At 72.1% G+C, this 23,741-nt stretch carries 20 protein-coding genes and 2 pseudogenes; 12 read left to right on the plus strand and 10 right to left on the minus strand.

The genetic code is table 11. The features are described from left to right. Window positions 1-39 precede the first annotated feature (39 nt). From ACFY3J_RS28215 to ACFY3J_RS28235, 5 genes are all read right to left on the minus strand, one after another. Window positions 40-1,038, minus strand: coding sequence for a LacI family DNA-binding transcriptional regulator (locus ACFY3J_RS28215; protein WP_384184641.1), 999 nt, complete (start codon window positions 1,036-1,038; stop codon window positions 40-42). Window positions 1,039-1,100: 62 nt separating this feature from the next. Then, window positions 1,101-1,916 (minus strand): ABC transporter permease, encoded by an 816-nt coding sequence (locus ACFY3J_RS28220; protein WP_384184643.1) that lies wholly within the window; start codon window positions 1,914-1,916, stop codon window positions 1,101-1,103. Between the two features lie 38 nt (window positions 1,917-1,954). Continuing rightward, window positions 1,955-2,857 (minus strand): ABC transporter permease, encoded by a 903-nt coding sequence (locus ACFY3J_RS28225; RefSeq protein WP_390842001.1) that lies wholly within the window; start codon window positions 2,855-2,857, stop codon window positions 1,955-1,957. Window positions 2,858-2,860: 3 nt separating this feature from the next. Further along, window positions 2,861-4,060 carry an ABC transporter substrate-binding protein gene (locus ACFY3J_RS28230; protein WP_390842002.1) on the minus strand — a complete coding sequence of 400 codons (1,200 nt, stop codon included), beginning with the start codon at window positions 4,058-4,060 and terminating at the stop codon, window positions 2,861-2,863. Window positions 4,061-4,092: 32 nt separating this feature from the next. Next, window positions 4,093-5,130 (minus strand): ABC transporter ATP-binding protein, encoded by a 1,038-nt coding sequence (locus ACFY3J_RS28235; protein WP_384184649.1) that lies wholly within the window; start codon window positions 5,128-5,130, stop codon window positions 4,093-4,095. Window positions 5,131-5,288: 158 nt separating this feature from the next. Between ACFY3J_RS28235 and ACFY3J_RS28240 the strand changes: the two genes are divergently transcribed. Continuing rightward, the gene (locus ACFY3J_RS28240; RefSeq protein ID WP_384184772.1) at window positions 5,289-6,023 is read left to right on the plus strand and encodes a FadR/GntR family transcriptional regulator; all 735 of its coding nucleotides are present in this window, start codon (window positions 5,289-5,291) and stop codon (window positions 6,021-6,023) included. A 36-nt stretch (window positions 6,024-6,059) separates the two neighbouring features. Next, window positions 6,060-6,842, plus strand: coding sequence for a cache domain-containing protein (locus ACFY3J_RS28245; protein ID WP_384184652.1), 783 nt, complete (start codon window positions 6,060-6,062; stop codon window positions 6,840-6,842). 1,090 nt (window positions 6,843-7,932) lie between these two features. Here ACFY3J_RS28245 and ACFY3J_RS28250 read toward each other — a convergent pair. Continuing rightward, the gene (locus tag ACFY3J_RS28250) at window positions 7,933-8,604 is read right to left on the minus strand and encodes a hypothetical protein (protein WP_384184654.1); all 672 of its coding nucleotides are present in this window, start codon (window positions 8,602-8,604) and stop codon (window positions 7,933-7,935) included. 226 nt (window positions 8,605-8,830) lie between these two features. Between ACFY3J_RS28250 and ACFY3J_RS28255 the strand changes: the two genes are divergently transcribed. The 3 genes and pseudogenes from ACFY3J_RS28255 to ACFY3J_RS28265 all read left to right on the plus strand — a co-directional run bounded on the left by ACFY3J_RS28255 (window position 8,831) and on the right by ACFY3J_RS28265 (window position 10,501). Further along, on the plus strand, window positions 8,831-9,487 hold the full coding sequence (locus tag ACFY3J_RS28255; RefSeq protein ID WP_384184657.1) for a helix-turn-helix domain-containing protein: 657 nt from the start codon (window positions 8,831-8,833) through the stop codon (window positions 9,485-9,487). Continuing rightward, window positions 9,487-10,082: pseudogene (locus tag ACFY3J_RS28260) on the plus strand (toxin-antitoxin system, toxin component). The gene ACFY3J_RS28255 and the pseudogene ACFY3J_RS28260 overlap by 1 nt, the downstream one beginning before the upstream one ends. 191 nt (window positions 10,083-10,273) lie before the next feature. Further along, complete coding sequence (locus tag ACFY3J_RS28265; RefSeq protein ID WP_384184660.1) at window positions 10,274-10,501, plus strand: hypothetical protein; 228 nt, start codon at window positions 10,274-10,276, stop codon at window positions 10,499-10,501. A 4-nt stretch (window positions 10,502-10,505) separates the two neighbouring features. Here the strand turns inward: ACFY3J_RS28265 and ACFY3J_RS28270 are convergent, their stop codons facing one another. Together ACFY3J_RS28270 and ACFY3J_RS28275 are read right to left on the minus strand one after the other, a co-directional pair. Further along, window positions 10,506-11,186 (minus strand): 4'-phosphopantetheinyl transferase, encoded by a 681-nt coding sequence (locus ACFY3J_RS28270; protein ID WP_384184663.1) that lies wholly within the window; start codon window positions 11,184-11,186, stop codon window positions 10,506-10,508. Beyond that, window positions 11,183-12,043, minus strand: a complete 861-nt coding sequence (locus ACFY3J_RS28275; RefSeq protein WP_384184666.1) for a metallophosphoesterase family protein — start codon at window positions 12,041-12,043, stop codon at window positions 11,183-11,185. The genes ACFY3J_RS28270 and ACFY3J_RS28275 overlap by 4 nt, the downstream gene beginning before the upstream one ends. A gap of 271 nt (window positions 12,044-12,314) precedes the next feature. On the opposite strand from ACFY3J_RS28275, the gene ACFY3J_RS28280 reads away from it, so the two are divergent. Together ACFY3J_RS28280 and ACFY3J_RS28285 are read left to right on the plus strand one after the other, a co-directional pair. After that, window positions 12,315-13,406: an ATP-grasp domain-containing protein gene (locus tag ACFY3J_RS28280; RefSeq protein WP_384184775.1), complete on the plus strand. Its 1,092-nt coding sequence runs from the start codon at window positions 12,315-12,317 to the stop codon at window positions 13,404-13,406. 166 nt (window positions 13,407-13,572) lie between these two features. After that, window positions 13,573-15,257 (plus strand): annotated as a pseudogene (locus tag ACFY3J_RS28285) (carbohydrate binding domain-containing protein). 244 nt (window positions 15,258-15,501) lie between these two features. Here the strand turns inward: ACFY3J_RS28285 and ACFY3J_RS28290 are convergent. Further along, window positions 15,502-16,839, minus strand: a complete 1,338-nt coding sequence (locus tag ACFY3J_RS28290) for a 6-phospho-beta-glucosidase (RefSeq protein WP_384184671.1) — start codon at window positions 16,837-16,839, stop codon at window positions 15,502-15,504. A gap of 262 nt (window positions 16,840-17,101) precedes the next feature. Between ACFY3J_RS28290 and ACFY3J_RS28295 the strand changes: the two genes are divergently transcribed. The 5 genes from ACFY3J_RS28295 to gnd all read left to right on the plus strand — a co-directional run bounded on the left by ACFY3J_RS28295 (window position 17,102) and on the right by gnd (window position 22,641). Then, on the plus strand, window positions 17,102-18,514 hold the full coding sequence (locus ACFY3J_RS28295) for a glycoside hydrolase family 16 protein (RefSeq protein WP_384184674.1): 1,413 nt from the start codon (window positions 17,102-17,104) through the stop codon (window positions 18,512-18,514). A gap of 169 nt (window positions 18,515-18,683) precedes the next feature. After that, a complete protein-coding gene (locus ACFY3J_RS28300; protein WP_390842003.1) occupies window positions 18,684-18,848 on the plus strand; it encodes a hypothetical protein in 165 nt (54 codons plus the stop codon). A gap of 397 nt (window positions 18,849-19,245) precedes the next feature. After that, window positions 19,246-20,781: a glucose-6-phosphate dehydrogenase gene (zwf, locus tag ACFY3J_RS28305; protein ID WP_390842013.1), complete on the plus strand. Its 1,536-nt coding sequence runs from the start codon at window positions 19,246-19,248 to the stop codon at window positions 20,779-20,781. Next, window positions 20,778-21,704, plus strand: a complete 927-nt coding sequence (gene opcA / locus ACFY3J_RS28310; protein ID WP_384184680.1) for a glucose-6-phosphate dehydrogenase assembly protein OpcA — start codon at window positions 20,778-20,780, stop codon at window positions 21,702-21,704. The genes zwf and opcA overlap by 4 nt, the downstream gene beginning before the upstream one ends. 37 nt (window positions 21,705-21,741) lie before the next feature. Then, a complete protein-coding gene (gnd, locus tag ACFY3J_RS28315; RefSeq protein WP_390842014.1) occupies window positions 21,742-22,641 on the plus strand; it encodes a phosphogluconate dehydrogenase (NAD(+)-dependent, decarboxylating) in 900 nt (299 codons plus the stop codon). A 466-nt stretch (window positions 22,642-23,107) separates the two neighbouring features. On the opposite strand, the gene ACFY3J_RS28320 is transcribed toward gnd, so the two are convergent. After that, window positions 23,108-23,698 (minus strand): TetR/AcrR family transcriptional regulator, encoded by a 591-nt coding sequence (locus ACFY3J_RS28320; protein ID WP_384184682.1) that lies wholly within the window; start codon window positions 23,696-23,698, stop codon window positions 23,108-23,110. Window positions 23,699-23,741: the final 43 nt, after the last annotated feature.

Raw genomic sequence — 23,741 nt, forward strand, 5'->3', positions numbered from 1 at the left:
ATCTGTAATTATTCGACAGTGGAGAGGATCTATTGGATCTCAGGCACGCGGTGCTTGCGCGGTGGAGCCGCGGACCACCAGTTCCGGCTCGAACAGCAGCTCGTCGGCCGGTACGGAGGTGCCGCCGATCTGCGCGTTGAGCAGCTCGACCGCCGCCTTGCCCATCGACTCGATGGGCTGGCGCACGGTGGTGAGCGGCGGTTCCGTGCAGTTCATCAGCGCGGAGTCGTCGTAGCCCACGACGGAGATCTGGGCGGGCACGTCGAGTCCTTTGCGCCGGGCGGCCCTTACGACGCCCAGTGCGAGCGGGTCGCTGGCGCAGATGATGCCGGTGACCCCGCGGTCGATCAGCTTGGCCCCGGCCGCGTGGCCGCCCTCGATGGAGAAGATCGCCCGGGCCACGTACTCCTCGGGCAGCTCGCCCGCGAGAGCGCGGGCCGCCGCCAGCTTCCGCGCCGACGGCATATGGTCGCCCGGCCCGAGCACCAGGCCGATCCGCTCGTGCCCGAGGGAGGCGAGATGGCGCCAGGCCTGCTCCACGGCGACCGCGTCGTCGCAGGACACCGCGGGGAACCCGAGGTCCTCGATGGCCGCGTTGACCAGCACCACGGGGATGTTGCGGTCCGCGAGCCGCCGGTAGTGGTCGTGCGGCGCGTCCGCCTGGGCGTACAGCCCGCCGGCGAACACGACGCCGGAGACCTGCTGTTGCAGCAGCAGTTCCACGTAGTCCGCCTCGGAGACCCCGCCCTTGGTCTGGGTGCACAGCACCGGGGTGAGCCCGAGCTGCGCCAGCGCGCCGCCGATGGCCTCGGCGAAGGCCGGGAAGATCGGGTTCTGCAGCTCGGGCAGGACCAGGCCCACCAGCCGGGCCCGCTCGCCGCGCAACTGCGTGGGCCGCTCGTACCCGAGCACGTCCAGCGCGGAGAGCACCGCCTGCCGGGTGGCGTCGGACACTCCGGGCTTCCCGTTGAGCACCCGGCTGACCGTGGCCTCACTGACCCCGACCTTCTTCGCCACTTCCGCAAGTCGTCGCGTCATGTGCGCAAGCCTAGCGCAAGAAACGCAAACTGCTTGCGTAAAGGAACGCCGGCGCTGCCCTGCTAGATCCTGCTCTCCGTGGCCGTGTCCGACGACAGGCGCTGGGCTATGTAGATCGGGACGACGGAGAGGAGGACCAGTACGGCCGCCACGACGTTCACCACGGGGGCCTGTTGGGGTCTGGTCATGTTGTTGAAGATCCAGATGGGCAGGGTCTCGACGCCGGGTCCGGCGGTGAAGGTGGTGACCACGACCTCGTCGAAGGACAGGGCGAAGGCGAGCAGGCCCCCGGCGAACAGGGCCGAGCGGACCAGAGGGAAGGTGACGTCGGCGAAGGCGCGGAAGGTGTTCGCACCGAGGTCCATCGCCGCCTCCTCGTAGGAGCCGGAGGTGCGGCGCAGGCGGGCCACGACGTTGTTGAAGACGACGACGATGCAGAAGGTGGCGTGTCCGACGACCACAGTGAACAGGCCCAGGCCGACGCCGAGCGGCCGGAGCACCGTGGAGAAGGCGGAGTTCAGGGCGATGCCGGTGACGATGCCGGGCAGCGCGATCGGCAGGACGACCACGAAGGAGAGGGTGTCGCGGCCGAAGAAGCGGTGCCGGGCCACCGCGAAGGCGATGAGCGTGCCGAGGACCAGGGCGATCGCGGTCGCGCCCAGACCCGCCTTCACCGAGACCCAGACGGCGTCCCGCGCCCCCGAGTTGCCCCAGGCCACCGACCACCAGTGCAGCGTCAGGCCGGGCGGCGGCCAGCTGGCGCTGCGGTCCGGGTTGAGGGAGTTGACGAGGACCAGCAGAAGCGGGACGTAGATCACCGCGAAGCCGAAGGCTGCGGCGGCGCGCAGCGCGATGCGCGCGCCACGGGAGAGCTGCATGACGTGGTACACCCCCCTGGGAAGGCTGCCGAGGACGGTCAGAGGCTGCTGAGGGCGCCGGTGCGCCGCATCGCCAGCAGATAGAGCACGATGACGACGACGGGGACCGTGCCGAGCGCGGCGGCCATGGGCAGGTTGAGTTCGATGTTGGAGTAGACGAGGTTGCCGATCAGCTGGGACTTGCCGCCGACGATCTGCACGGTGATGTAGTCGCCGAGGCTGAGCGAGAAGGTGAAGACCGACCCGGCGGCGATCGCTGGCAGCACCATCGGCAGCACCACCGACCGGAAGGTGCGCCAGGGGCGCGCCCCGAGGTCGGCGGAGGCGTCGAGCAGATTGGCCGGCAACTGCTCCAGCGCGGTGTGGATCGGCAGGATCATGTACGGCAGCCAGAGGTAGGTCAGGGTGAGGAGGGCGGCCGGCAGGCCGAAACCCGGGCCGCTCAGCCCGAACGGCTTCAGCATCCAGTCCGCGAGCCCGCCCTGGGACAGGATCAGCCGCCAGGCGTACACCTTGACCAGGTAACTCGCCCACAGCGGCGTGAGGATGGCGACCACCAGCAGGGGGCGCCACCGGGGCCGGGCGACGCGCGCGGTAAAGAAGGCGAGCGGGAAGGCGATCACCGCGCACAGGGCGGTGACCGCCAGGGCCACGCCGACGCTGCGCAGAATCACCTGGTGGAAGACGGAAGTCGTCAGCAGGGTGCGGAAGTTGTCCACCGACCAGACCTTGACGACCTCGGAGGTGAAGGAGTTCGTCGTCCAGAAGGCGGAGAGGAAGAGCACGGTCAGCGAGCCGAGGTACAGCACGGCCAGCCACAGCAGCGGGGCGGTCAGCAGCAGGGAGAGGCGCAGCCGGGGGCGGCGGTGCAGCATCCCGGCCAGCCGCCGGACGGTGGCCCTGGAGCCTTGTCGTCCGGCGGCCTGGGCGGTGACGGTCATGGTTCAGCCCTTGATCTCGGTCCAGGCCTGCACCCACTTGGCGTACGGCACGCAGGTGACGTCCGTACGGCCGTCCAGGCACTGCGGGATCGGCGTGTTCCAGAAGGCGACCCGCTTCCAGTAGGCGGTGTCGGCCGCGTGGTAGGTGGCGCAGAAGCCCTTGTCGCTGGTCTGCTCGCAGGCCTTGGCGTTGGCGGGGGCCTCGCCGAAGTACTCGGCCACCTGGGCGTTGGCCTTCGGGGAGACGATCCAGTCCAGCCACTTGTAGGCGCAGTTGGGGTGCTTGGCCTTGGCGGAGATCATCCAGGTGTCGGACCAGCCGGTCGCGCCCTCCTTCGGCACGAACGCCTTCACCTTGGCGCCCTCGGAGGCGGCGAGGTTCACGATGACCTGCCAGGTGGTGCCGACCAGGGAGTCCCCGCTCTTGAAGGCGGAGACCTCCTTGAGGTAGTCGCCCCAGTACTCGCCGACGTCGGCGTTCTGCTTCTTCAGCAGGGCGACGGCGGCGTCGAACTGCTTCTGGTCGAGTGCGTACGGGTCCTTGATCTTCAACTCGGGCCTGGTGGCCTTGAGGTACAAGGCGGCGTCGGCGATGTAGATGGGCGAGTCGTAGGCCGTGACGTGGCCCTTGTACTTCGCCGCGTCGTCGAAGACGGCCGACCAGGAGGTGGGCGCGGGCCGCACCTTCTCGGTGTTGTACATCAGCAGGTTGGCGCCCCGGCCGTGCGGGATGCCGTAGGCCCTGCCCTTGACGGAGTTCCAGGCCTGCATCTTCAGGTCGCCGAAGACGTCCTTGTAGTTGGGTACGAGGGCGGTGTTGACCGGGGCGGCGTCGCCGGAGGCGATCAGGCGCAGGGAGGCGTCGCCGGAGGCGGACACGGTGTCGTACTCCCCCGTCTTCATCAGCTTGACCATCTCGTCGGAGCTGGCCGCGACCTTGGAGTGGACCTGGCAGCCGGTCCGCTTCTCGAAGTCGCTGACCCAGTCGACCTTGGGGTCGTTGGAGCCGTCCTCGACGTAGCCGGCCCAGGCGATCACGTTGACCCGGCCCTCGGTCTTCCCGAGTTCGGACTGCGCCTTGAGGTCGGGAGGGTTGAGGCCGGCCGCGGAGGTGCCGCTCCCCGAGTCGGAGGAGCCGCATGCGGTGGCCGCGAGCAGCAGCGTGAGGGCGGCGGCCGTCTGGAGGGTTCGGGTCAGGCGCACGACGTACTCCATGGGTGAGAGGGGTGCTGTGCTCAGCGGGCGTCGGGGACCTGGACGGCGTGGCGGCGGTGCCATGCCAGCCGTACGCGGGTGCCGCGGTAGGCGGCGACGTCCTCGGCGGAGGTCTCCAGGTTCTGCTGGAGTGCGGTGAGACGGCCGCCGGTGTCGAGGTCGACCAGGAAGCGGGTGGAGTCGCCCAGGTAGACGACCTCGGCGACGGTGCCGGTGGCGGTCGCCTGCTCGGGTTCGTCGGCGACGGCGGACTCCTTCAGGACGCGGATCTTCTCCGGCCGGACGCTGTGCGTTCCGGGGATGCCGAGGATCCGCCGGGCCGACTCGCCCTCGAGGAGGTTGGAGGTGCCGACGAAGGACGCGACGAACGGGGTCGCCGGGCGTTCGTAGATCTCGGCGGGGGTGCCGACCTGTTCGACTCGGCCCTGGTGGAAGACGGCGATGCGGTCGCTCATCGTCAGGGCCTCCTCCTGGTCGTGGGTGACGAACACGAAGGTGATGCCGACCTCCCGCTGGAGCGCCTTGAGTTCGACCTGCATCTGCTCGCGCAGTTTGAGGTCGAGGGCGCCGAGCGGTTCGTCGAGCAGCAGGACGCGGGGACGGCCGACCAGGGCGCGGGCGAGGGCGACGCGCTGGCGCTGGCCGCCGGAGAGTTCGGCCGGGCGCCGTCCGCCGTAGCCGTCGAGGCGCACCTCGGCGAGGGCCTTGCGGGCGCGGACGAGCCGTTCGGCCTTCGGCACCTTGCGGATCTTCAGGGCGTAGCCGACGTTCTGCTCGACGGTCATGTGCGGGAAGAGGGCGTAGTCCTGGAAGACGGTGTGGACGTCCCGTTCGAAGGGGGCGAGGCCGGTGACCTCCTGCCCGGCGAGTTCCACGCGGCCCGCGTCCGGGGCCTCGAAGCCGGCGATCAGACGCAGGACCGTGGTCTTGCCCGAGCCGGAGGGGCCGAGCATCGAGAAGAACTCCCCGTCCCGGATCTCCAGGTCGACCCCGGCCACGGCGGCCGTCTCCCCGAACGTCCTGCGCAGGCCCTGCAGCCGGACGGCAACTCCCTTCATGCGGAACCTTTCTGACGCTCGCCTACGTTGAGCGGAAACCTATGAAGTCATAGTTCAAAGCTCAAGACCGCCTCTGGGTAAAACTTGGGTCAACTGGCAAGGTGGTGGCCGTGAAGCAGCGACACGTCGAGAACGGGGCCGGGAGCCCGCGCGGGACGGTGGACGCGGGCGAAGCCGGCACCCGCAGAGTCGTCTTCGCGCCGGTGGACAGCCGGGCGCGGGTGGACACGGTGGTGCGCAGGATCGGCGACGCCATCGAACTCGGTCTGCTCGCCGAGGGGGAGCAGCTGCCCGGCGAGAGCGAACTGGCCGGGCAGCTCGGCGTGTCCACGGTGACCCTGCGGGAGGCGCTGATGGCGCTGCGGCAGCAGGGTCTGGTCACCACCCGGCGGGGGCGCGGCGGCGGCAGCTTCGTCTCCCTGCCCGAACTTCCGGGCGAGGAACGGCTGAAGACCCGCCTGCGCGGCTGGAGCACGGAGGAGCTGCGCGACCTCAGCGACCACTGGGCCGCCCTGTCGGGCGCGGCGGCCGGACTGGCGGCCGAGCGCACCGAGTCCGGCGATCTGGGCCCGCTTCTGCGTACCGTCGAGGAGTTGGCGGCTGCCGAGGACGCGGCGGCCCGCAGCCGGGTCTACGGCCGGTTCCATGTGGAACTGGCGGCGGCCGCGCAGTCCGCGCGGCTCACCCGCGAGCAGATCGCGCTCCAGACGGAGGTCGGCGCGCTGCTGTGCCTGGTGCTCGGCGACGACGAATATCGTGAAGAAGTCGCAGATCGTCATCGCGCCGTCGTCTCCGCCGTGCAGGATGGGGCCCGTGATCCGGCCCGTACGCTGGCGGAGCGGTGCGTCCAGGAGTCGGCGGCGCGACTCATCGCCGTGCGGCTGGGCCTCTGACGACGCGGCGTCCGGCCCTGCCCCCTGGAGGACGCCATGAGCACGAGCCGCGTACGTGCCGGGGCGGCGACCGCGACCCGCGAGGCGTGCGCGGGGGAATGTGTCGCCGCGCGGGTGGGCCGCACGCTGGAGGCGGTCTTCGGCGCGGTCGCCGAGATCCGCGCCGAGACGGCGGATCTGCTGGCGCGGGTGGTCGCCGAGGGCCGCGCGCCGGTGAGCGCCGACCTCGCCGCGCTGCGGCCGGGGCTGCATCTGCGGCTGGGCCGCGAGGAGCTCGTGTCGGGGACCGGTTTCGTCGCCGCGCCGGGGCTGCTGGCCGACGTGCCGGCCTGGCTGGAGTGGTGGCAGTGCACCGCGCGGGGGGACGTACGGCCGCTGCTGCTCGACCTCGATCCGCGGCAGTCGGCGTACTCGGACTACACCCACTGGGACTGGTTCGTCCTGCCCCGTGACACCGGACGGCGGGCCGTGGCAGGGCCCTACGTCGACTACTTGTGCTCCGACGAGTACAGCCTGACCCTGTCCGCGCCGGTCCAGGTGGCGGGCCGGTTCGCGGGCGTGGCCGCGGCGGATGTGTATCTACGGCACTTCGAGGCGGCCGTACTGCCCCTGCTGCGCGAACTACCCGGACCCGCCCACCTGGTGAACGCCCGCGGCCGCGTGGCAGCCTCCGCCGACCCGGCCCACCTGGCCGGCTCCCTGACCAGGGGCCCGGACTTCTCGGCGGTTCTGGAACGGGGCCGCCCCAGAACCCATGACGGAAACCACCTGGTGCCGTGCCGGGGCGTGCCCCTCATCCTGGTGATCAGGACCCCGTGACCGGGCCGGGTCCACGGCGTCGGGGACGGGCTTCACGGCGGCCGGAGCGGGATCCGCGGCGGCCGGAACGGGATCCAGGCGACCGGCGACCGGGTTCCCGCGCCCGGCGATCGCGGCAGCCGTGACCGGGAGCCGCCAGACCCCGGTGCCGCCACACGGCACCGCTGGAACGGGGTGCGCCGCACGCCCCCGGTGGACCGACCGAAGCCTGCCCGGACCCGCCACGGCCACCGGCGGCCGCCGCACGGCTCCCGCCGGGACAGGGCGCGGCGCACCACCACGCCAACCCGACCCACGGGCCCCGGCCGCCACGCCGCCATCGACGGATCCCGGACAGGAGTCCACCCCCGTGGGCGGCCGAATCCGCCGGGACCACGGAAGGACCCGGCAGGCGCAGCACGGCTCCACCGGGACAAGACCCGCGATCGTCGGACACCCCCTCGGTGACGGGGGCCCGACGCGACGCCGTAGGTGCCGGGTCAGCCCTCCGAGGCCGAAACCACACCCAGCCGGCCGACCTGGCGACGGACCGGCCCCGTCCTGCGCCGCACGGGCACGGGACAGCAGGCCTCCCGAAGCAAGTCCAACCCGCGGAAGGCCGGAGCACCGCCCGAGGTCACCACCGGATCCAGAGGTCGCCGCACGCCCCCGGGGCAGGAGGCCGGTCGCCCCCCCAAGAGCCGGGACGGCCCCGCACCGTCGGCGACCTGAACGCCGACGGTGCCGGGTCAGCCCTCCGGGGCCGAGACCAACCTTCCGCCGCCGGCTGGACTTTGCGGCGGTGGCCCCGTCGTTCGGCGCAGGCCGGGGCGGTCCTGTCGTCCGGCCGGTCACCTGAGCATCCGGGCCGCCGCCGAACCCGACGCTCGCGGCACGGGGCTCGCGGTCCGGGCCGCCGCCGAACCCGACGCTCGCGGCACGGGGCTCGCGGTCCGGGCCGCCGCCGAACCCGGCGCTCGCGGCACGGGGCTCGCGGTCCGGGCCGCCACCGGAGCCGGCAGTGACCGGACAGGGCTCACAGTCGCCGGTCGCCCCCGTACAGCCGGGACGGCCCGGCGCCGTCGGCGACCTGAACGCCGACGGTGCCGGGTCAGCCCTCCGGGGCCGAGACCACGCTCAGGTGGCCGGCCGGACGGCGGCCCCGACCCGTCCTGCGCCGCACGGGCGCGGGACGGCGGGCCTCGCGAAGGACCAGGGTGAGGCGGGTGTAGCCGAGGTCCTGGAGGGTCGCCGGGGTCTCCTCGATGATGCGGCACTCGGTGGCGCCCCAGCGCGGGTCGGGGTGCAGCAGGGGACGTACCGAGCCGTCGGACACGACCGCGGTCTCGCCGACCGCGCGGAGCCAGTGCGGCAGCCCCTGCCGGTAGGCGGCCTCCATGATGGGATCCTCGGCGATGTCCTGGAGGATGGCCTGAAGTCCGTGGTCGTGGCCACTGCGCTCCACCGTGGCGGCGAAGTGCGCCAGCATCGGCAGGCACCAGCGGGACTCGAGCTCGCCGAGGACCGTGCCCGCGTCCGGGTGGAACAGGACGAACCGGAGGAAGTTGTCGCCCGGCATGGCCGTCGGATGCGGGCCGACACCACGGAAGAGTGACGTGAAAGCGCTGTTGGTCAGGACCACGTCCCAGGCGTGGTCGACGACGAGTGACGGGAAGGGGACGGCCTCCAGGAACGTGGTGTAGTCCCGGAGGTAGGCCTGCGCCTCGGAACGAACGGGGACGGACCGCGGCGCCGGCCGCTGCCCTCCTGCCTGATGTGCCATCGGGAGGTCACCCCTCTTGCCTCTGCGGCCTTCACGCGGCGCCTTGATCCTGCTTCCCCTCCATGAGGCGTGTCAACTATCGTGGCATTCCATGCCGATTGACGGCTGAAATTGGCCACAGTTGTGGCGAGACCTGGATGCGAGTTCGAACGACCGGTTACTCTCCGGGAAGTTCACGGCACCCCGCCTTTGTGAGAAGCCTGTGAGAGACGTAGGAGATCTGTCGGTGACGGATGGCATCGAGGATCCGGGCGCCACGGCCTCGGCCGTGCTGCCGGCCGTCGTCGCACGCGTCACCGCGCTGGCCGACCGGCTCGGCGTACCCCAGGCGGAGGTCTTCGACGTCGGCCGCCTGTCCGCGGCCAGCGGCGTGCCGGAGCCCGTGGTCAGAACCCTGGTGAGCGGCCGGTCCGCGGGCGAGCCGGACGTGCAGGCCCGCTTCCTGCAACGGCTCGACCTGCTGCGCCGCACCCGGCTCAAGCCCAACGGACGCCGCTACACCCAGCAGGAGATCGCCGACGGGGCGGGCATGTCGCGGCAGCAGGCGGGTGCCCTCATCAACGGCGACCGGCGCCCCACCATGGAGCACTGCGACGCCATCCAGCGCTTCTTCCGGGTGCACGCCGGATTCCTCACCGCCGAGGATCCCGAGGCGCTCGCGGGGGCCCTCCAGCGCACCGAGCAGGAACTCCTCCAGCGGCTCGCCGCCCCTGAGCGGGAGGCGGACACGGCCGCCGACGACCCGTTGGAGCGGCTGCTCCAGGACCACGGCGTGCGCGGGATCGCCTGGCGGGCCGCGCAGCTGCCCACCGACCAGCACCGCGACAAGGTCGCCGAGTGGCTGGACATGCTTCTGGAGAGTGTCAAGCGGCCCGAGGCCTGATGCCGGGGAGAGGCGTGCGCACCGGCAGGGGCACGCGCCGGCTGTGCGCCGAACTGGCCGGCGGGCGGCCCCCGGCCCGGCCCGCCGATCCGTACGCCGCGCTGTGCGAGACGACGAGCCGGCGCCGCGGGCGGCCCGTCCGCTTCCGTACGGCCGCCTTCCCTCCCGGCACCGCCGGCGGGCTGTGGCTCGACATGACCGACCAGGACCTGGTTCTCGTCGGGGAACGCACCTCCCCCGACGACCAGTTGGCGATCCTCGGCCACGAGCCGTGGCACATGCGGGCCGGGCACCGCGGCCATCACGTGGACGGCACCGGGGACGCCACGCGCCTGCTCGACGACGGCGCCGATCTGCGAGCGGCCGTACGCCATGCCGCCGCGCGCAGCCGGTTCGACCTCACCGAGGAGGAGGACAAGGAGGCGGCGGCGGAGAGCGTCGGGCTGCCGCCGGCCGGCAAGTGCCGTACATGGCTCGCGGGTTCGTCCCTGCGCGGGCCGGCGCAGCGCGACATCCGGCCGGGCGGATCGAGGCGTCCCTCAGTTACCTGGGGCGGCGGGTGGAGGGGGACGCCTCGGGCAGGAACCGGCCGTAGGCCGCAAGGCGTCCGGGACGCCGGGGGTTTGATTCGCCTGAGCTGAGTGGGCGAACCGGCGCGGAGCGCGAGGGCATTGTCAGTGGTGGGCGGCAAGCTGGAGGCCGCGCCACCGCCGTGCGGAGGCGCCGTGCGCCGTCCGGGCGACCGGGCGCGCGACCGTGTGACGCCGAAACCGGGGAGAGCGATCGATGCCCACCGCCGTACTGACCGACCACGAACGCATCGCCGTCCAGGCCTATCTCAGGCTCCTGCACACGGTACGCGCCGCCTTCGACGGCCCTCCGGGCGGCGCTCGCCCACCGGTGGTCCCGCCCTCCGTGCTCGCCGAGGCGGAACAGGCGCTGGCCCGAGCGGGCCTGACGGGCAACGAGGAAGCGTTCTTCCGGCTTCTGCACAGCTGGTGCCCGAGGCCGTGACCCCTCAGGCGCGCGGGACCGTCACCGCGGTGACCACCAGGCCCTGGGCCACGGTCCAGCGTCCCTCGAACTGACCGAGGCGCCGTCCGTCGACCAGGGGGCCCGGCACGAGGAGCCGGGCGCGGAAGCCGCCCTGCGGCGCCGGGCCCGCGGCGGTGCTCACCTCGACGTCCGCCTCCTCGAAGTCCAGCCACTTGCCGGTGAGCGGGAACCAGGCCTTGTAGACGGACTCCTTCGCGCTGAACAGCAGCCGGTCCCAGTGCACGCCGGGGTGCAGCGCGGCCAACCGCGCCAGGCGCCGCTCCTCGGCGGGCAGGGCGATGGTGGACAGCACGCCGTCGGGGAGCGGGGCGTGCGGTTCGGCGTCGATGCCGAGGGAGGCCAGGTCGGTGGCGCGGACCAGGGCGGCGGCGCGGTAGCCCTCGCAGTGGGTCATGCTGCCCGCCAGCCCCTCCGGCCAGCTCGGGGCGCCCCGCTCACCGGGCAGCACGGGCCGCGGCGGCACGCCGAGCTTCTCCATGGCCACGCGGGCGCAGGCGCGCACGCCGGCGAACTCTCGCCGGCGCTTGCCGACCGCCCGCGCCACCACCGCCTGCTCCTCGGGGTGCAGCGGGGCCAGGTCGGTCTCGTCGTCGCCGTACGCCTCCACGGCCACCACCGAGTCCGGAAGCAACTCCTCGATCACCGGGTTCCGACCTCCAGGGGAAGAATGGGGCGCAGCCTGCCCGGAGGCTCCTTGCGCTTGCGCCACTCTCGGGGGTACCCGACCGACACCTCCTCGAAGCGGACGCCCTCGTGGTGGGTGGTCCGCGGGATGTGGAGGTGGCCGTAGACCACGGCGGCCGCGCGGAATCTGCGGTGCCAGTCGGCCGTGCGCCGGGTGCCGCACCACATGGCGAACTCCGGGTACCACAGGACGTCCGTCGGGTGCCGGTGGAGCGGGTAGTGGTTGACGAGCACGGTCGGCAGGTCGCCGGGGAGTGCGGCGAGCCTGCGTTCGGTCTCGGCGACCCGGGCCGCGCACCAGGCCTCGCGGCTCGGATACGGGTCCGGGTGCAGCAGGAACTCGTCCGAGCAGACCACACCGGTGCCGTGCGCGTAGGCCAGTCCCTCGTCCTTGGTCGCGCAGCCGGCCGGCAGGAAGGAGTAGTCGTAGAGCAGGAACAGCGGTGCCACGGCCACCGGGCCGCCCGGCCCGTCCCAGACCGGGTAGGGGTCCTCGGGCGTCGTCACGCCCAGTTCGCGGCACAGCTCGACCAGGTGCTCGTAGCGGGCGACGCCACGCAGGGTGACGGTGTCGCGCGGATGGGTCCACAGCTCGTGGTTGCCGGGGACCCAGACCACCTTGCGGAACCGGCCCGCCAGTGTCTTCAGTGCCCAGCGGATGTCGGCGACGGTCTCCGCGACGTCGCCGGCCACGAGCAGCCAGTCGTCGTCCCGTTCCGGGGCCAACCGCTCGACCAGGGCGCGGTTCTCGCTGTAGCCGATGTGCAGGTCGCTGATGGCGAGCAGCCGCCCGGCCCCACCGGCCTTTCCCGTCACCTCTCGCCCCCTGTCGTCCACATGATGGGCACCACAAGAGCACATCCGGCGGCACGGAGACAAGCGCGGCCCGCGCAGGTCGCGGAGGCGGAACCGCGGCGGGCCGGGCCGTGCCTCCGGGTGGCACGACCCGGTCTGCGGAAGTCGTATGATCACCCCAACACCGCCGCCTCAACGCCCTTTCTCGCAGGGCGGCTTGGTGTCCCTCCTTCCCCTCTGGCCGGGCTCGGCCCGCTTCGCCCTGCCCGCGACCCCCCGAAAGGCGGCCCGCATGGTCTCCCGCGTACGCGTCTGGCTCAACCGCACGTACGCGGAGAACGTCTTCTTCATGGATCAGCTGCGGAGAAATCCCGGCGACCGGACCGTCGAGATCCATGCCACGCACGGCGACGCCGACTCGCCCGTACTGGCCGCCGCCGACACCGCCGAACTCGAACCGGAGGGCCTGTCCCCCGCCGCCTACGTCGAATACGCGCTGGACCAGTGCGCGCGGCGCGGCATCGACGTGTTCGTGCCGCGGCTGAACCAGGCCGCGATCGTGGCGCACCGCGCCGACTTCGCGGCCGCGGGCACCGCGCTGCTCGCGCCGACCCCGGAGGCGGTGGCCGTCTTCGCGGACAAGGCGACGGCGTACGAGGCGGCCCGGTCGATCGGCGTACCGGTGCCGCCGTGGTGGCGGGTCCGCACGGCCTGCGAACTCGTGGCCGCTGTAACGGAACTGGAGGAGTCCGGGCATCTGGCGTGCTTCAAGCCCGCGGCCGGTGCGGGCGGCGTCGGCTTCCGCGTCATCACACGCGCGCCCTTCTCGCTGAGGCAGCTGAGCGGCTTCCCCGGCCCGCACGTCCCGCTGGACCTGGTCCTGCGGGCCCTGGAGCAGGCGGACGGTCCGGTGGACTGGCTGGTGATGCCCCGGCTGGAGCAGCCGGAGGTGTCGGTCGACTGCCTGACCGGGCCGGACAACCGGATCCGGCTGGCCCTGGGGCGCACCAAGAACGGCCGCCGCCGCGGCTTCACGCTGCACGAGCAGTGGCTGGAGCCCGCCCGGCGGATCGCGGAGGGCTTCGGGCTGCACTATCTGTCCAACATCCAGTTCCGGATGTACGGCGACCGCCCGGTACTGCTGGACGTGAACCCGCGTCCGGCGGGCGGACTGCACCAGCTCGCGCAGTGCGGGGTCAACGCCCCGTGGGCCGCCGTGCAGTTGGCGCTGGGCGAGGATCCGGGGGTGGTGGCGCCGCCGTTCCTCGGACAGGACTACACCGTGGTGTCGGGGCCGCGTCCGCTGCGGCCGGAGGCGATGGTCCGGCCACGGAGCGAGATGCCCGCACAGGCGACAGCGGCCCGCACCGGGGCCCCGGCGTAGCGGCCCGTCGGGATCGGTATGGACCAATCACGGCGTCATGTCTTGACACTCGGATTGGTCCATACCAACTTGGTTGCGCACCTCCTGCACGGCCCGCCCTGCACCTCTCTGCACTTCTGTGCACCTCTGTGCCTCCCGAACACCCCCATATCTTCAGGGAGATAGCGTGCGCGACACACTGAGACGTCCCGGACGTCGGCTCCTCGCCCTGCTCGGCTCCGCGGCCCTGGCGCTCGCCGGAGCCATCGCCCTGCCGGGCACGGCACACGCCGCCAACATCCTGAACAACCCCGGCTTCGAGTCGGGCGGCCTCTCCCCTGGACCTGCACCGGCAACCTCGGTTCGGTGGTCTCCTCCCCCGTGCACGGCGGCTCCAAGGCCCTCGCCGGCGCGGTGACGTCGAGCGACAACGCCCAGTGCAGACAGTCCGTCCCGGTCCAGCCGAACACGACGTACAAGCTGAGCGGCTGGGTACGCGGCTCCTACGTCTACCTCGGCGTCGACGGCGGCCCCTCGACCTGGACGTCGTCCCCGTCGGCGTACGGCCAGCTGGCGGTCTCCTTCACCACCGGCGCCACTCAGACCAGCGCGACCGTCTACGTCCACGGCTGGTACGCGCAGGGCACCTACTACGCCGACGACATCAGCCTGGACGGCCCCGGCGGCGGTGGTGGCGGTGACACCCAGGCTCCGACCGCGCCGACGAGCCTGACCTCCACCGGCAAGACGTCCTCCAGCGTGTCGCTGAAGTGGAACGCCGCCACGGACAACGTGGGCGTCACGGCGTACGACGTCTACCGCGGCTCCAGCCAGGTGCTGAGCGTCTCCGGGACGTCCGCCACGGTGAGCGGCCTGTCGCCGAGCACCTCCTACACCTTCACGGTCAAGGCGCGCGACGCCGCCGGGAACGTCTCCGGCGCCTCCAACTCCGTCACGGTCACGACCGACGCGGGCAGCGGCGGCGGTGGCGGCTTCAAGCAGGCGGCTCCCTACCTGTACGAGGGCTGGGGCAGCCCGCCGAGCCCGACCTCGGTGATGAGCGCGACCGGCATCAAGTGGTTCACGATGGCGTTCGTGCTCGACTCGGGCGGCTGCACCCCGTCCTGGGACGGCCAGCGGCCGCTGACCGGCGGCGTCGACCAGACCGCCATCAACCAGATCCGCTCGGCGGGCGGTGACGTCGTCCCCTCGTTCGGCGGCTGGAGCGGCAGCAAGCTCGGCGCCAACTGCTCCTCCGCGAGCGCGCTCGCCGGGGCGATCCAGAAGGTGATCGACGCCTACGGCCTGAAGGCGGTCGACATGGACGTCGAGAACTCGGACGAGTTCGAGAACGAGGCCGTGCAGGCGAAGATCCTCACCGCGCTGAAGACCGTCAAGGCCAACAACCCCGGTCTGAAGACGATCGTGACCTTCGGCACCTCGACGACCGGCCCGACCTACTACGGCAACCGGCTCATCGAGCAGGCCAAGGCGCTGAACGCGGACATCGACGTCTTCACCATCATGCCGTTCGACTTCGGCGGCGGCGCGGACATGTACGGCAACACCGTGAACGCGGCCGAGGGCCTGAAGGCCAAGCTGAAGTCGACCTTCGGCTGGGACGACGCCACCGCCTACTCCCACATCGGCATCTCCGGCATGAACGGACTGTCCGACCAGCAGGAGAACACGACCCCGGCGATCTGGACCCAGGTACGAGACTGGGCCAACGGCCACCACATCGCCCGGCTCGCCTTCTGGTCGGTCAACCGCGACCGGCCGTGCCCGGGCGGCGGCGTGGCGGAGAACTGCTCCGGCATCAGCCAGAACAACTGGCAGTTCACCTCGATCACGGCGGGCTTCACCGGCTGAGCCCGCAACCCGCCGCACACCGCACGCCGTTGGCGTCCCCCCGGGTCCCCGGACCTGAAGGGACGCCCTCCCCGGACTTCTTCCGGGGCCGCTTCCGGGACTTCGTCCGCAACTTCTTCCGGATTTTTTCCGCCGGGGGTGTATCAGGACCCGGACCAGCGACTCTCAAGGGTGGGGGAACGGGGAAGACGGGGGACGGGGCGGTCGGTCGCCGTACGGGGGAGCGACCGACCGGCCCGGCGGACTACCTGAGATACGCCAGACCGGGATGGACGGCGAGGTAGCCGTCGACGAGCCGGCGGGCGACGTTCACGGAGTCGACCAGCGGGTGCAACGCGAAGGCCTTCACGGCCGTCGCACGGGAGCCCGACCCCGCCGCGGCGAGCACCTCGCGCTCGACCGCCTTCACCGCGCAGACCAGCCCGGTCGCGTGCCCGGGCAGCGGATCGACCGAGACCGGGTGGGCGCCGTTCGCGTCGACCAGGCAGGGCACCTCGACCACGGCCTCGTCGTCCAGCACCGGAAGGGTGCCCCGGTTGCGGACGTTGAGGATCAGCGTGGTGCGCTCGTCGCGGGCGATGGCCCGCATCAGGGCGAGGGCGACCTTCTCGTAACCGCCGGAGAGGTCGTCGTCCTCCCGCTCCCCCGCCCCCGCCGCCTCGCGGTTCTCCGCCATGTAGGTGGCCTCGCGCTCGGCGCGGGTGCGGTTCCAGGCCGGGAGGGCGGCGGCCTGCGGATCCCGCAACTCCTCGTAGAACCGGGCCTGCTGGTCGCGCAGGAAGGCGCCGCGGGTCTTCCCGGATCCCTGGTGGGCCTGTACGGCCTCCCGGTGGAAGTAGTAGTAGTGCAGGTACTCGTTGGGGATCGCGCCCAGCGACCGGAGCCATTCGGCGCCGAAGAGCCTGCCCTCCTCGAAGGAGCCGAGCAGTTCGGGGTCGGCGAGCAGGCGCGGGAGTTCGTCGCGGCCGGCCACGCGCAGTCCGCGCACCCAGCCGAGGTGGTTGAGGCCGGCGTAGTCGATCCACGCCCGCCCCGGGTCCGCGCCCAGCACACGGGCGATGCGCCGGCCGAGGCCGACCGGCGAGTCGCAGATGCCGATCACCCGGTCGCCGAGGTGGCGGGACATGGCCTCGGTGACCAGTCCGGCCGGATTGGTGAAGTTGATGACCCAGGCGTCGGGTGCCAGCCGGGCCACCCGCCGGGCGATCCCCACGGCGACGGGTACCGTGCGCAGTCCGTAGGCGATGCCGCCCGCACCCACCGTCTCCTGGCCGAGCACGCCCTCGGCGAGCGCCACCCGCTCGTCCTCCGCGCGCCCCTCCAGGCCGCCGACGCGGATGGCGGAGAACACGAAGTCGGCCCCGCGCAGGGCCTCGTCCAGATCGGTGGTGGCCCGCACCAGCGGTGCGTCCTGCGCCCCGGCGGCCTGTTCGGTCAGCACCCTGGTGACCGCGGACAGCCGTCCGCCGTCCAGGTCGTGCAGGACGACCTCGGTGACCCGGCCCTCGGCACGGTCGGCGAGCAGTGCCCCGTACACCAGCGGCACGCGGAATCCGCCGCCGCCCAGAATCGTCAGCCTCACGCCTGCACCCTACGTCCACGTCCGCCCCCGCGCCGGGGGCCGGTGACGCGGGACAGGGACACGTCGGACGTCCCTTCTGTTGCGGTGAAGCCTTGAACTCCCGTTCCGTGCAAGGACTTTCTTCGTTTTAACTCTTGACGGTGGCGGAGCCCGGGGGCACATTGGCCGCGCAAACACGATTGAGAGCGCTCTCAAGACCTCCCCGTACGTGTTCGAGCAAGGCATCCCAGCACCCCCACTCCGTACCCGAGAGGCACCCCCCATGAGTGAACCCCCCGTCGCACCCGCCGTTACGCGTCGCAGACGTTCCCTGCGGCGCGCGCTCGTCGCCGTCCTCGGCACGCTCGGCCTGGCGGCGGCCGCCGCCACCGCCGGGAGCCTGCCCGCGAACGCCTCCGCCCCCACACCCCCGTCGGGCTGGACACAGGTCTTCCTCGACGAATTCGACGGCCCGGCCGGTACCGGCGTCAACACTTCCAACTGGCAGTACGACACCGGCACTTCCTACCCCGGCGGCGCCGCCAACTGGGGTACCGGCGAGGTCGAGACGATGACCTCCAGCACCAGCAACGTCTCCCTGGACGGCAGCGGCAACCTGCTCATCACCCCGCGCCGGGACGCCTCCGGCAACTGGACCTCGGGCCGTATCGAGACCAAGCGCACCGACTTCCAGCCCCCGTCCGGCGGCAAGCTGCGCGTACAGGCCCGGGTCCAGATGCCCAACGTCACCGGCGCCGCGGCCAAGGGGTACTGGCCCGCCTTCTGGATGCTGGGCGCGCCCTTCCGCGGCAACTACTGGAACTGGCCCGGGGTCGGCGAACTGGACATCATGGAGAACGTCCAGGGCCTCAACACCAACTGGGCGACCATGCACTGCGGCACCAACCCGGACGGGCCGTGCAAGGAGACGACGGGCATCGGCGGCTCGACGTCGTGCAGGGGCGCCACCTGCCAGGCCGGCTTCCACACCTACGCGATGGAGTGGGACAGGTCGACCAGCCCCGAGGAGATCCGCTTCTACCTCGACGACGTCAACTTCCACACCGTGCGGGCCAACCAGGTGGACGCGACGACCTGGGCCAACGCCACCAACCACGGTTACTTCGTCATCCTGAACGTGGCGATGGGCGGCGGCTTCCCCGGCGCGTTCGGCGGCGGCCCGGACGGCGGCACCGAGCCCGGCCACCCCATGACGGTGGACTACGTCCAGGTGCTCCAGTCCTCCGGCGGTGGGAGCGGTACCACACCTCCCCCGTCCGGCAACCGGGACGCCTACAGCCCCATCCAGGCCGAGTCCTACGACAGCCAGAGCGGCGTCGTCACCGAGTCGACCACCGACACCGGCGGCGGCCAGAACATCGGCTCCGTCGCGAACGGCGACTGGGCCCTCTACAAGGGCGTGAACTTCGGCTCCACCCCGGCCGGGCAGTTCTACGCGCGGGTCGCCAGCGGCGCCGCGAGCGGGGTCAGCGGACTGGTCGAGGTACGCCTGGACAGCCGCGGCAACGCCCCCATCGGCAGCTTCGCGCTGGCCAACACGGGAGGCTGGCAGTCCTGGAGGACGGTCCCGGCGAACATCAGCCCGGTGACCGGCACCCACGACGTGTACCTCACCTTCAGCAGCGGCCAGCCGGCGGACTTCGTGAACGTCAACTGGTTCGACTTCGGTCACTGACCGGCACGCGCCTCCCCCGGGCACCGGGGCTCCACGCACGCGCGTGGGGCCCCGGTGCCGTGTCGTGATCCGTGTCGTGGCCGCTGCCGTGTCGTGGCCGCCGCCGTGTCGGCGGCGTCGCCCGTCGCCCGTCGCCCGTCGCCCGTCGCGTGCATGACCCGAACGCGGCATGGAAGGCGCTCACTGTGACCGAAGCAGCCATGATCGCGGCAGCCGTGACCGCGGCAACCCCGGGGACCTGCCCGGCGCGGGCGCCTGCACCCTGGCGGTTCCGCCGATCGAGGTGAAGGATCCGCCGTACGAGGACACCCTGTATTACGAGGACACCCTGTAGACGGACGAGCCGGTCGCGCCCGGCACGGTGATCACCACACCGGAGGCCACACCGCGAGGCGGCCTGCCGGATGCGGTGGCCAGGTCCCTCGACAGCAAGGGAGTTGACGCGGAATGAGCAAGAAGCCCACCGAGGCGGCGCAGGCCTCCCCGGCGGCCGATACCGGACCACCGGCCGCAGCGGCCGGGCGCCGACCGCGGCCACGAAGCCCACGGCCCAGAACCCCGTTCCCGGCCCCGGCCCCGGCCCGACGGACGGCCAGGCCCCGGCGACCACCCACGCCCAGGCTCCGGAGGCACGGTCCGCACCGCCCGACCGCAAGGCCCCCACCGGGACCACAGCCTCCCGCACCGAGGAAGAACAGGCACCGGCGGCGGGTGCCGAGGTCCGGGTGCCGATGGCGGCGGCCGCCGATTGGGTGAACCCGCTGCGTGATCCCCGGGACCGGCGGCTGCCGCGCATCGCGGGGCCGTCCGGACTCGTGATCTTCGGCGTCACCGGAGACCTGTCCCGCAAGAAGCTGATGCCCGCCGTGTACGACCTGGCCAACCGCGGCCTGCTGCCCCCGGGCTTCTCCCTGGTCGGCTTCGCCCGGCGCGACTGGGAGGACCAGGACTTCGCGCAGGTGGTGCACGACGCGGTGCGGGAACACGCGCGTACGCCGTTCCGCGAGGAGGTCTGGCAGCAGCTCTCCGAGGGCATGCGGTTCGTCCCCGGCGCCTTCGACGACGACACGGCGTTCAAGCACCTGCGGGCGGCGGTGGAGGACCTGGACTCCTCGCGCGGCACGGGCGGCAACTTCGCCTTCTACCTCTCCGTACCGCCGAAGTTCTTCCCCAAGGTCGTGCAGCAGCTGAAGAAGCACGGCCTGGCGGAGGGCCCTCCGGGCTCCTGGCGGCGAGCGGTCATCGAGAAGCCGTTCGGTCACGACCTGGCCAGCGCCCGGGAGCTGAACCGGATCGTGCACGAGGTGTTCGACCCGGAGCAGGTCTTCCGCATCGACCACTACCTGGGCAAGGAGACCGTCCAGAACATCCTGGCGCTGCGTTTCGCCAACCAGATGTACGAGCCGGTCTGGAACCGCCACTACGTCGATCATGTGCAGATCACCATGGCCGAGGACATCGGCATCGGCGGCCGGGCCGGCTACTACGACGGCATCGGCGCCGCCCGCGACGTACTCCAGAACCACCTGCTGCAACTGATGGCGCTCACCGCGATGGAGGAACCCATCGCCTTCGACGCCGAGGCGCTGCTCACGGAGAAGCTGAAGGTGCTGAAGTCGGTGCGGCTGCCCGAGGACCTGGGCACCCACACCGTGCGCGCCCAGTACGCGACGGGCTGGCAGGGCGGCAGGCAGGTCGTCGGCTACCTCCAGGAGGAGGGCATCAACGCGCGGTCGAAGACCGACACCTACGCGGCGCTGCGCCTGAAGATCGACAACCGGCGCTGGGCCGGTGTCCCGTTCTACCTGCGCACCGGCAAGCGCCTGGGCCGCCGGGTCACCGAGATCGCGGTGGTCTTCCAGCGGGCCCCGCACTCCCCCTTCGACTCCACCGCCACCGAGGAGCTGGGCGAGAACGCGATCGTGATCCGCGTCCAGCCGGACGAGGGCATGACGGTCCGGTTCGGCTCGAAGGTGCCGGGCACCTCCATGGAGATCCGGGACGTGACGATGGACTTCGCCTACGGCGAGTCCTTCACGGAGTCCAGCCCGGAGGCGTACGAACGCCTCATCCTGGACGTACTGCTCGGCGACGCGAACCTGTTCCCCCGCCACCAGGAAGTGGAAGAGTCCTGGAAGATCCTCGACCCGGTGGAGGCGTACTGGAACGACCACGGCAGGCCGGCGCAGTACCCGGCGGGCACGTGGGGTCCGCCGGAAGCCGACGAGATGCTCGCACGAGACGGACGGAGCTGGCGCAGGCCATGAAGATCGACCTGACCGACACCACCGCGGGAGACATCAACAAAGCGCTGGTGCGGGGCCGCCGCGCCATCGGCACACCCGCCGTGGGCATGGTCCTGACGATGGTCATCGTCACGGACGAGGAGAACGCCTACGACTCGCTGAAGGCCGCCGAGGAGGCCTCGCGCGAGCATCCCTCGCGCACCCTGCTCGTCATCAAGCGGCACGCCCGCACACTGCGGGACCGCACGCACTCCCGGCTGGACGCGGAGGTGCGGGTCGGCTCCGAGGCCGGCACGGGCGAGACGGTCGTGCTGCGCACCTACGGCGAGGTGTCCGACCACGCCGACTCGGTGGTGCTGCCGCTGCTGCTGCCGGACGCGCCGGTCGTCGTCTGGTGGCCGGTGGACGCGCCCGAGAACCCCTCGAAGGATCCGCTGGGCAGGCTGGCACAGCGCAGGATCACCGACTTGTACGCCTTCGAGCGCCCGCTGGAGATCCTGCAGACCCGCGCGCGCAACTACGCCCCCGGCGACACCGACCTCGCCTGGACCCGGCTCACGCTCTGGCGCTCGATGCTGGCCGCGGCCCTGGACCAGGCCCGGATGCGGGTGACCTCGGCGGCCGTGGAGGCCGAGGCGGACAACCCGAGCGCGGAGCTGCTGGCCCGCTGGCTGGAGGCGCGGCTGGACGTGCGCACGGACCGCGTGGTCTCCGGCGGCCCGGTGGTCACGGCCGTACGGCTGGGCACCGACAACGGCGAAGTCGTCATCGACCGGCCCGAGGGCCCGCTGGCCACGCTCACCCTGCCGGGCCAGCCGCCGCGCACCCTCGCACTGAAGGTCCGCCCCCTCTCCGAACTCATCGCCGAGGAGCTGCGCCGCCTCGACGCCGACGAGATGTACGCCGTCGCCCTGCGCGGCGAGAGCGCCAGGGAGACCGTCTGAATGTCCGACATCCAGGAAGTGAGCTGACATGGCATCGATGCAGTTGGGTCTCGTCGGCCTCGGCAAGATGGGCGGCAACATGCGGGAACGCCTCCGCAACGCCGGCCTCACCGTGGTGGGCTACGACCGCGATCCGGACCTCTCCGACGTGGACAACCTGGTCGATCTCGTGGACCGGCTCGAGGCACCGCGCACGGTCTGGGTGATGGTGCCCGCCGGTGCCGCCACCCAGGGTGTCATCGACCAGCTGGCGACCCTGCTCAAACCCGGCGACATCGTCGTCGACGGCGGCAACTCCCGGTGGACGGACGACGAGAAGCACGCCAAACAGCTGCACGCGCGGGACATCGGCTTCGTCGACGCGGGCGTCTCCGGGGGCGTGTGGGGCCTGAAGAACGGCTACGCGCTGATGGTCGGCGGCGACGAGGAGCACGTCCGGCGGCTGGAGCCGATCTTCGACGCGCTCAAGCCACAGGGCCCGTACGGCTTCGTCCACGCGGGCAAGGTGGGCGCGGGCCACTTCGCGAAGATGGTCCACAACGGCATCGAGTACGCGATGATGCAGGCCTACGCCGAGGGCTGGGAGCTGCTGGAGAAGGTCGACTCGGTCACCGACGTGCGCGAGGTGTTCCGCTCCTGGACACAGGGCACCGTCATCCGCTCCTGGCTGCTGGACCTCGCCGTCGACGCCCTGGACGACGACGAGCACCTGGAGAAGCTGCGCGGCTACGCGGAGGACTCCGGCGAGGGCCGCTGGACGGTGGAGGCCGCCATCGACAACGCCGTGCCGATGCCGGCCATCACCTCCGCCCTGTTCGCGCGGTTCACCTCCCGGCAGGAGGACTCCCCGCAGATGAAGATGGTCGCGGCGCTGCGCAACCAGTTCGGGGGCCACGCGGTGGAGACGGCGCCGGAGGAGCGGACGAAGAAGGACTGACGCTCCTCGGGCCGCCGGGCGTACTCCGCCCCGGCCGCACGAGTCGGCACGCGGAGCACCGGGCGCCCTGCGCCGCGGAACGCATCCCCCCGCTCGGGTCCCTGCACGGCCAGGCACACGGACGCATTCGGGGCACCGCGCCGCCGGGCGCAGGGGTGTGGTGGGGGTACCCGCGCCGCCGGGCGCACGAGCACGTCCGAGGCGCCCACCCAACGGGCACGCGCGCACGTCCAAGGTGCCCGCCCAACACACCGGCGCGCTCGGGGGACCATGCCGCTGGGCGCACGAGCACGTCCAAGGCCCGCCCGACGGGCGTACGGGCACGCTCGGAGGACGCGCCGGCAGAGGCACGGGCAAGCACGGCGCCGATGGGCGGTGCCTCGCGTCGGCAGGCCGCATGAGTGGGATCGGGGGTGCTGTGTCGGCGTGTGTGCGGGCCGGGTCGCGGCGGGCCGCCGGGAGGTGGTCAGTGGGGTGCGGCCGCGTCCAGGAGGGGGCCCAGTTCGCGGGCCACGGTTTCCAGGGGCCGTACGCCTCCTTCGGCGCGGGCCATGATGATCGCCCCTTCCAGGGAGCTGATCATCAGCGTGGCCAGCGGCTCGGCGCGCTCGGCCGGTACTCCCATGTCCGTCAGGGCCTCCGCGACCGGCGCCCGCCAGGTCGTGAACGCGGCGGCGGCCGCTTCCCTGGTGGACGCGCGGGCCGAGGCGCAGTCCACGGTCGCCGCGGCGACCGGGCAGCCCGAGAGGGATCCCGCCGTCTCGTACTCGTCGGTCCACTGCCGGACCATCGCGGCGAACAGCCCGCCCGGCGTCGGCTCGGCCAGGCCCGCCATGAAGCGGGCGACGCGTCGGCCCGCGTACCGGCCGGCCCATGCCACCGCCTCGTTGACCAGCTGTTCCTTGCCGCCTGGGAAGTAGTGCTGGAGGGATCCGCGGGGCGCGTCCGCGTGGGCGGCCACCTCCCGCATCCCGGTCGCGCCCACGCCGTCACGCCGGATGAGCTGGGCCGCGCTGAAGACCATCCGCTCGCGCGGTCCCCGCTCGGTACCCGTCATCGTCGGCCTCCCGGCTCCGTACGCATCTCGCGCCCCACCCTAT

It is taken from the genome of Streptomyces sp. NPDC001231 (assembly GCF_042896885.1).
Classification (GTDB): Bacteria; Actinomycetota; Actinomycetes; order Streptomycetales; family Streptomycetaceae; genus Streptomyces.

Excerpts from the sequence above, each read along its gene's own strand:
- ACFY3J_RS28235 (WP_384184649.1), bottom strand. The coding sequence starts at position 5,130 with ATGAAGGGAGTTGCCGTCCGGCTGCAGGGCCTGCGCAGGACGTTCGGG.
- ACFY3J_RS28280 (WP_384184775.1), top strand. The coding sequence starts at position 12,315 with ATGGTCTCCCGCGTACGCGTCTGGCTCAACCGCACGTACGCGGAGAAC.
- zwf (WP_390842013.1), top strand. The coding sequence starts at position 19,246 with ATGGCGGCGGCCGCCGATTGGGTGAACCCGCTGCGTGATCCCCGGGAC.
- ACFY3J_RS28295 (WP_384184674.1), top strand. The coding sequence starts at position 17,102 with ATGAGTGAACCCCCCGTCGCACCCGCCGTTACGCGTCGCAGACGTTCC.
- opcA (WP_384184680.1), top strand. The coding sequence starts at position 20,778 with ATGAAGATCGACCTGACCGACACCACCGCGGGAGACATCAACAAAGCG.
- gnd (WP_390842014.1), top strand. The coding sequence starts at position 21,742 with ATGCAGTTGGGTCTCGTCGGCCTCGGCAAGATGGGCGGCAACATGCGG.
- ACFY3J_RS28320 (WP_384184682.1), bottom strand. The coding sequence starts at position 23,698 with ATGACGGGTACCGAGCGGGGACCGCGCGAGCGGATGGTCTTCAGCGCG.
- ACFY3J_RS28250 (WP_384184654.1), bottom strand. The coding sequence starts at position 8,604 with ATGGCACATCAGGCAGGAGGGCAGCGGCCGGCGCCGCGGTCCGTCCCC.
- ACFY3J_RS28245 (WP_384184652.1), top strand. The coding sequence starts at position 6,060 with ATGAGCACGAGCCGCGTACGTGCCGGGGCGGCGACCGCGACCCGCGAG.
- ACFY3J_RS28215 (WP_384184641.1), bottom strand. The coding sequence starts at position 1,038 with ATGACGCGACGACTTGCGGAAGTGGCGAAGAAGGTCGGGGTCAGTGAG.
- ACFY3J_RS28300 (WP_390842003.1), top strand. The coding sequence starts at position 18,684 with ATGGAAGGCGCTCACTGTGACCGAAGCAGCCATGATCGCGGCAGCCGT.
- ACFY3J_RS28225 (WP_390842001.1), bottom strand. The coding sequence starts at position 2,857 with ATGACCGTCACCGCCCAGGCCGCCGGACGACAAGGCTCCAGGGCCACC.
- ACFY3J_RS28220 (WP_384184643.1), bottom strand. The coding sequence starts at position 1,916 with ATGCAGCTCTCCCGTGGCGCGCGCATCGCGCTGCGCGCCGCCGCAGCC.
- ACFY3J_RS28265 (WP_384184660.1), top strand. The coding sequence starts at position 10,274 with ATGCCCACCGCCGTACTGACCGACCACGAACGCATCGCCGTCCAGGCC.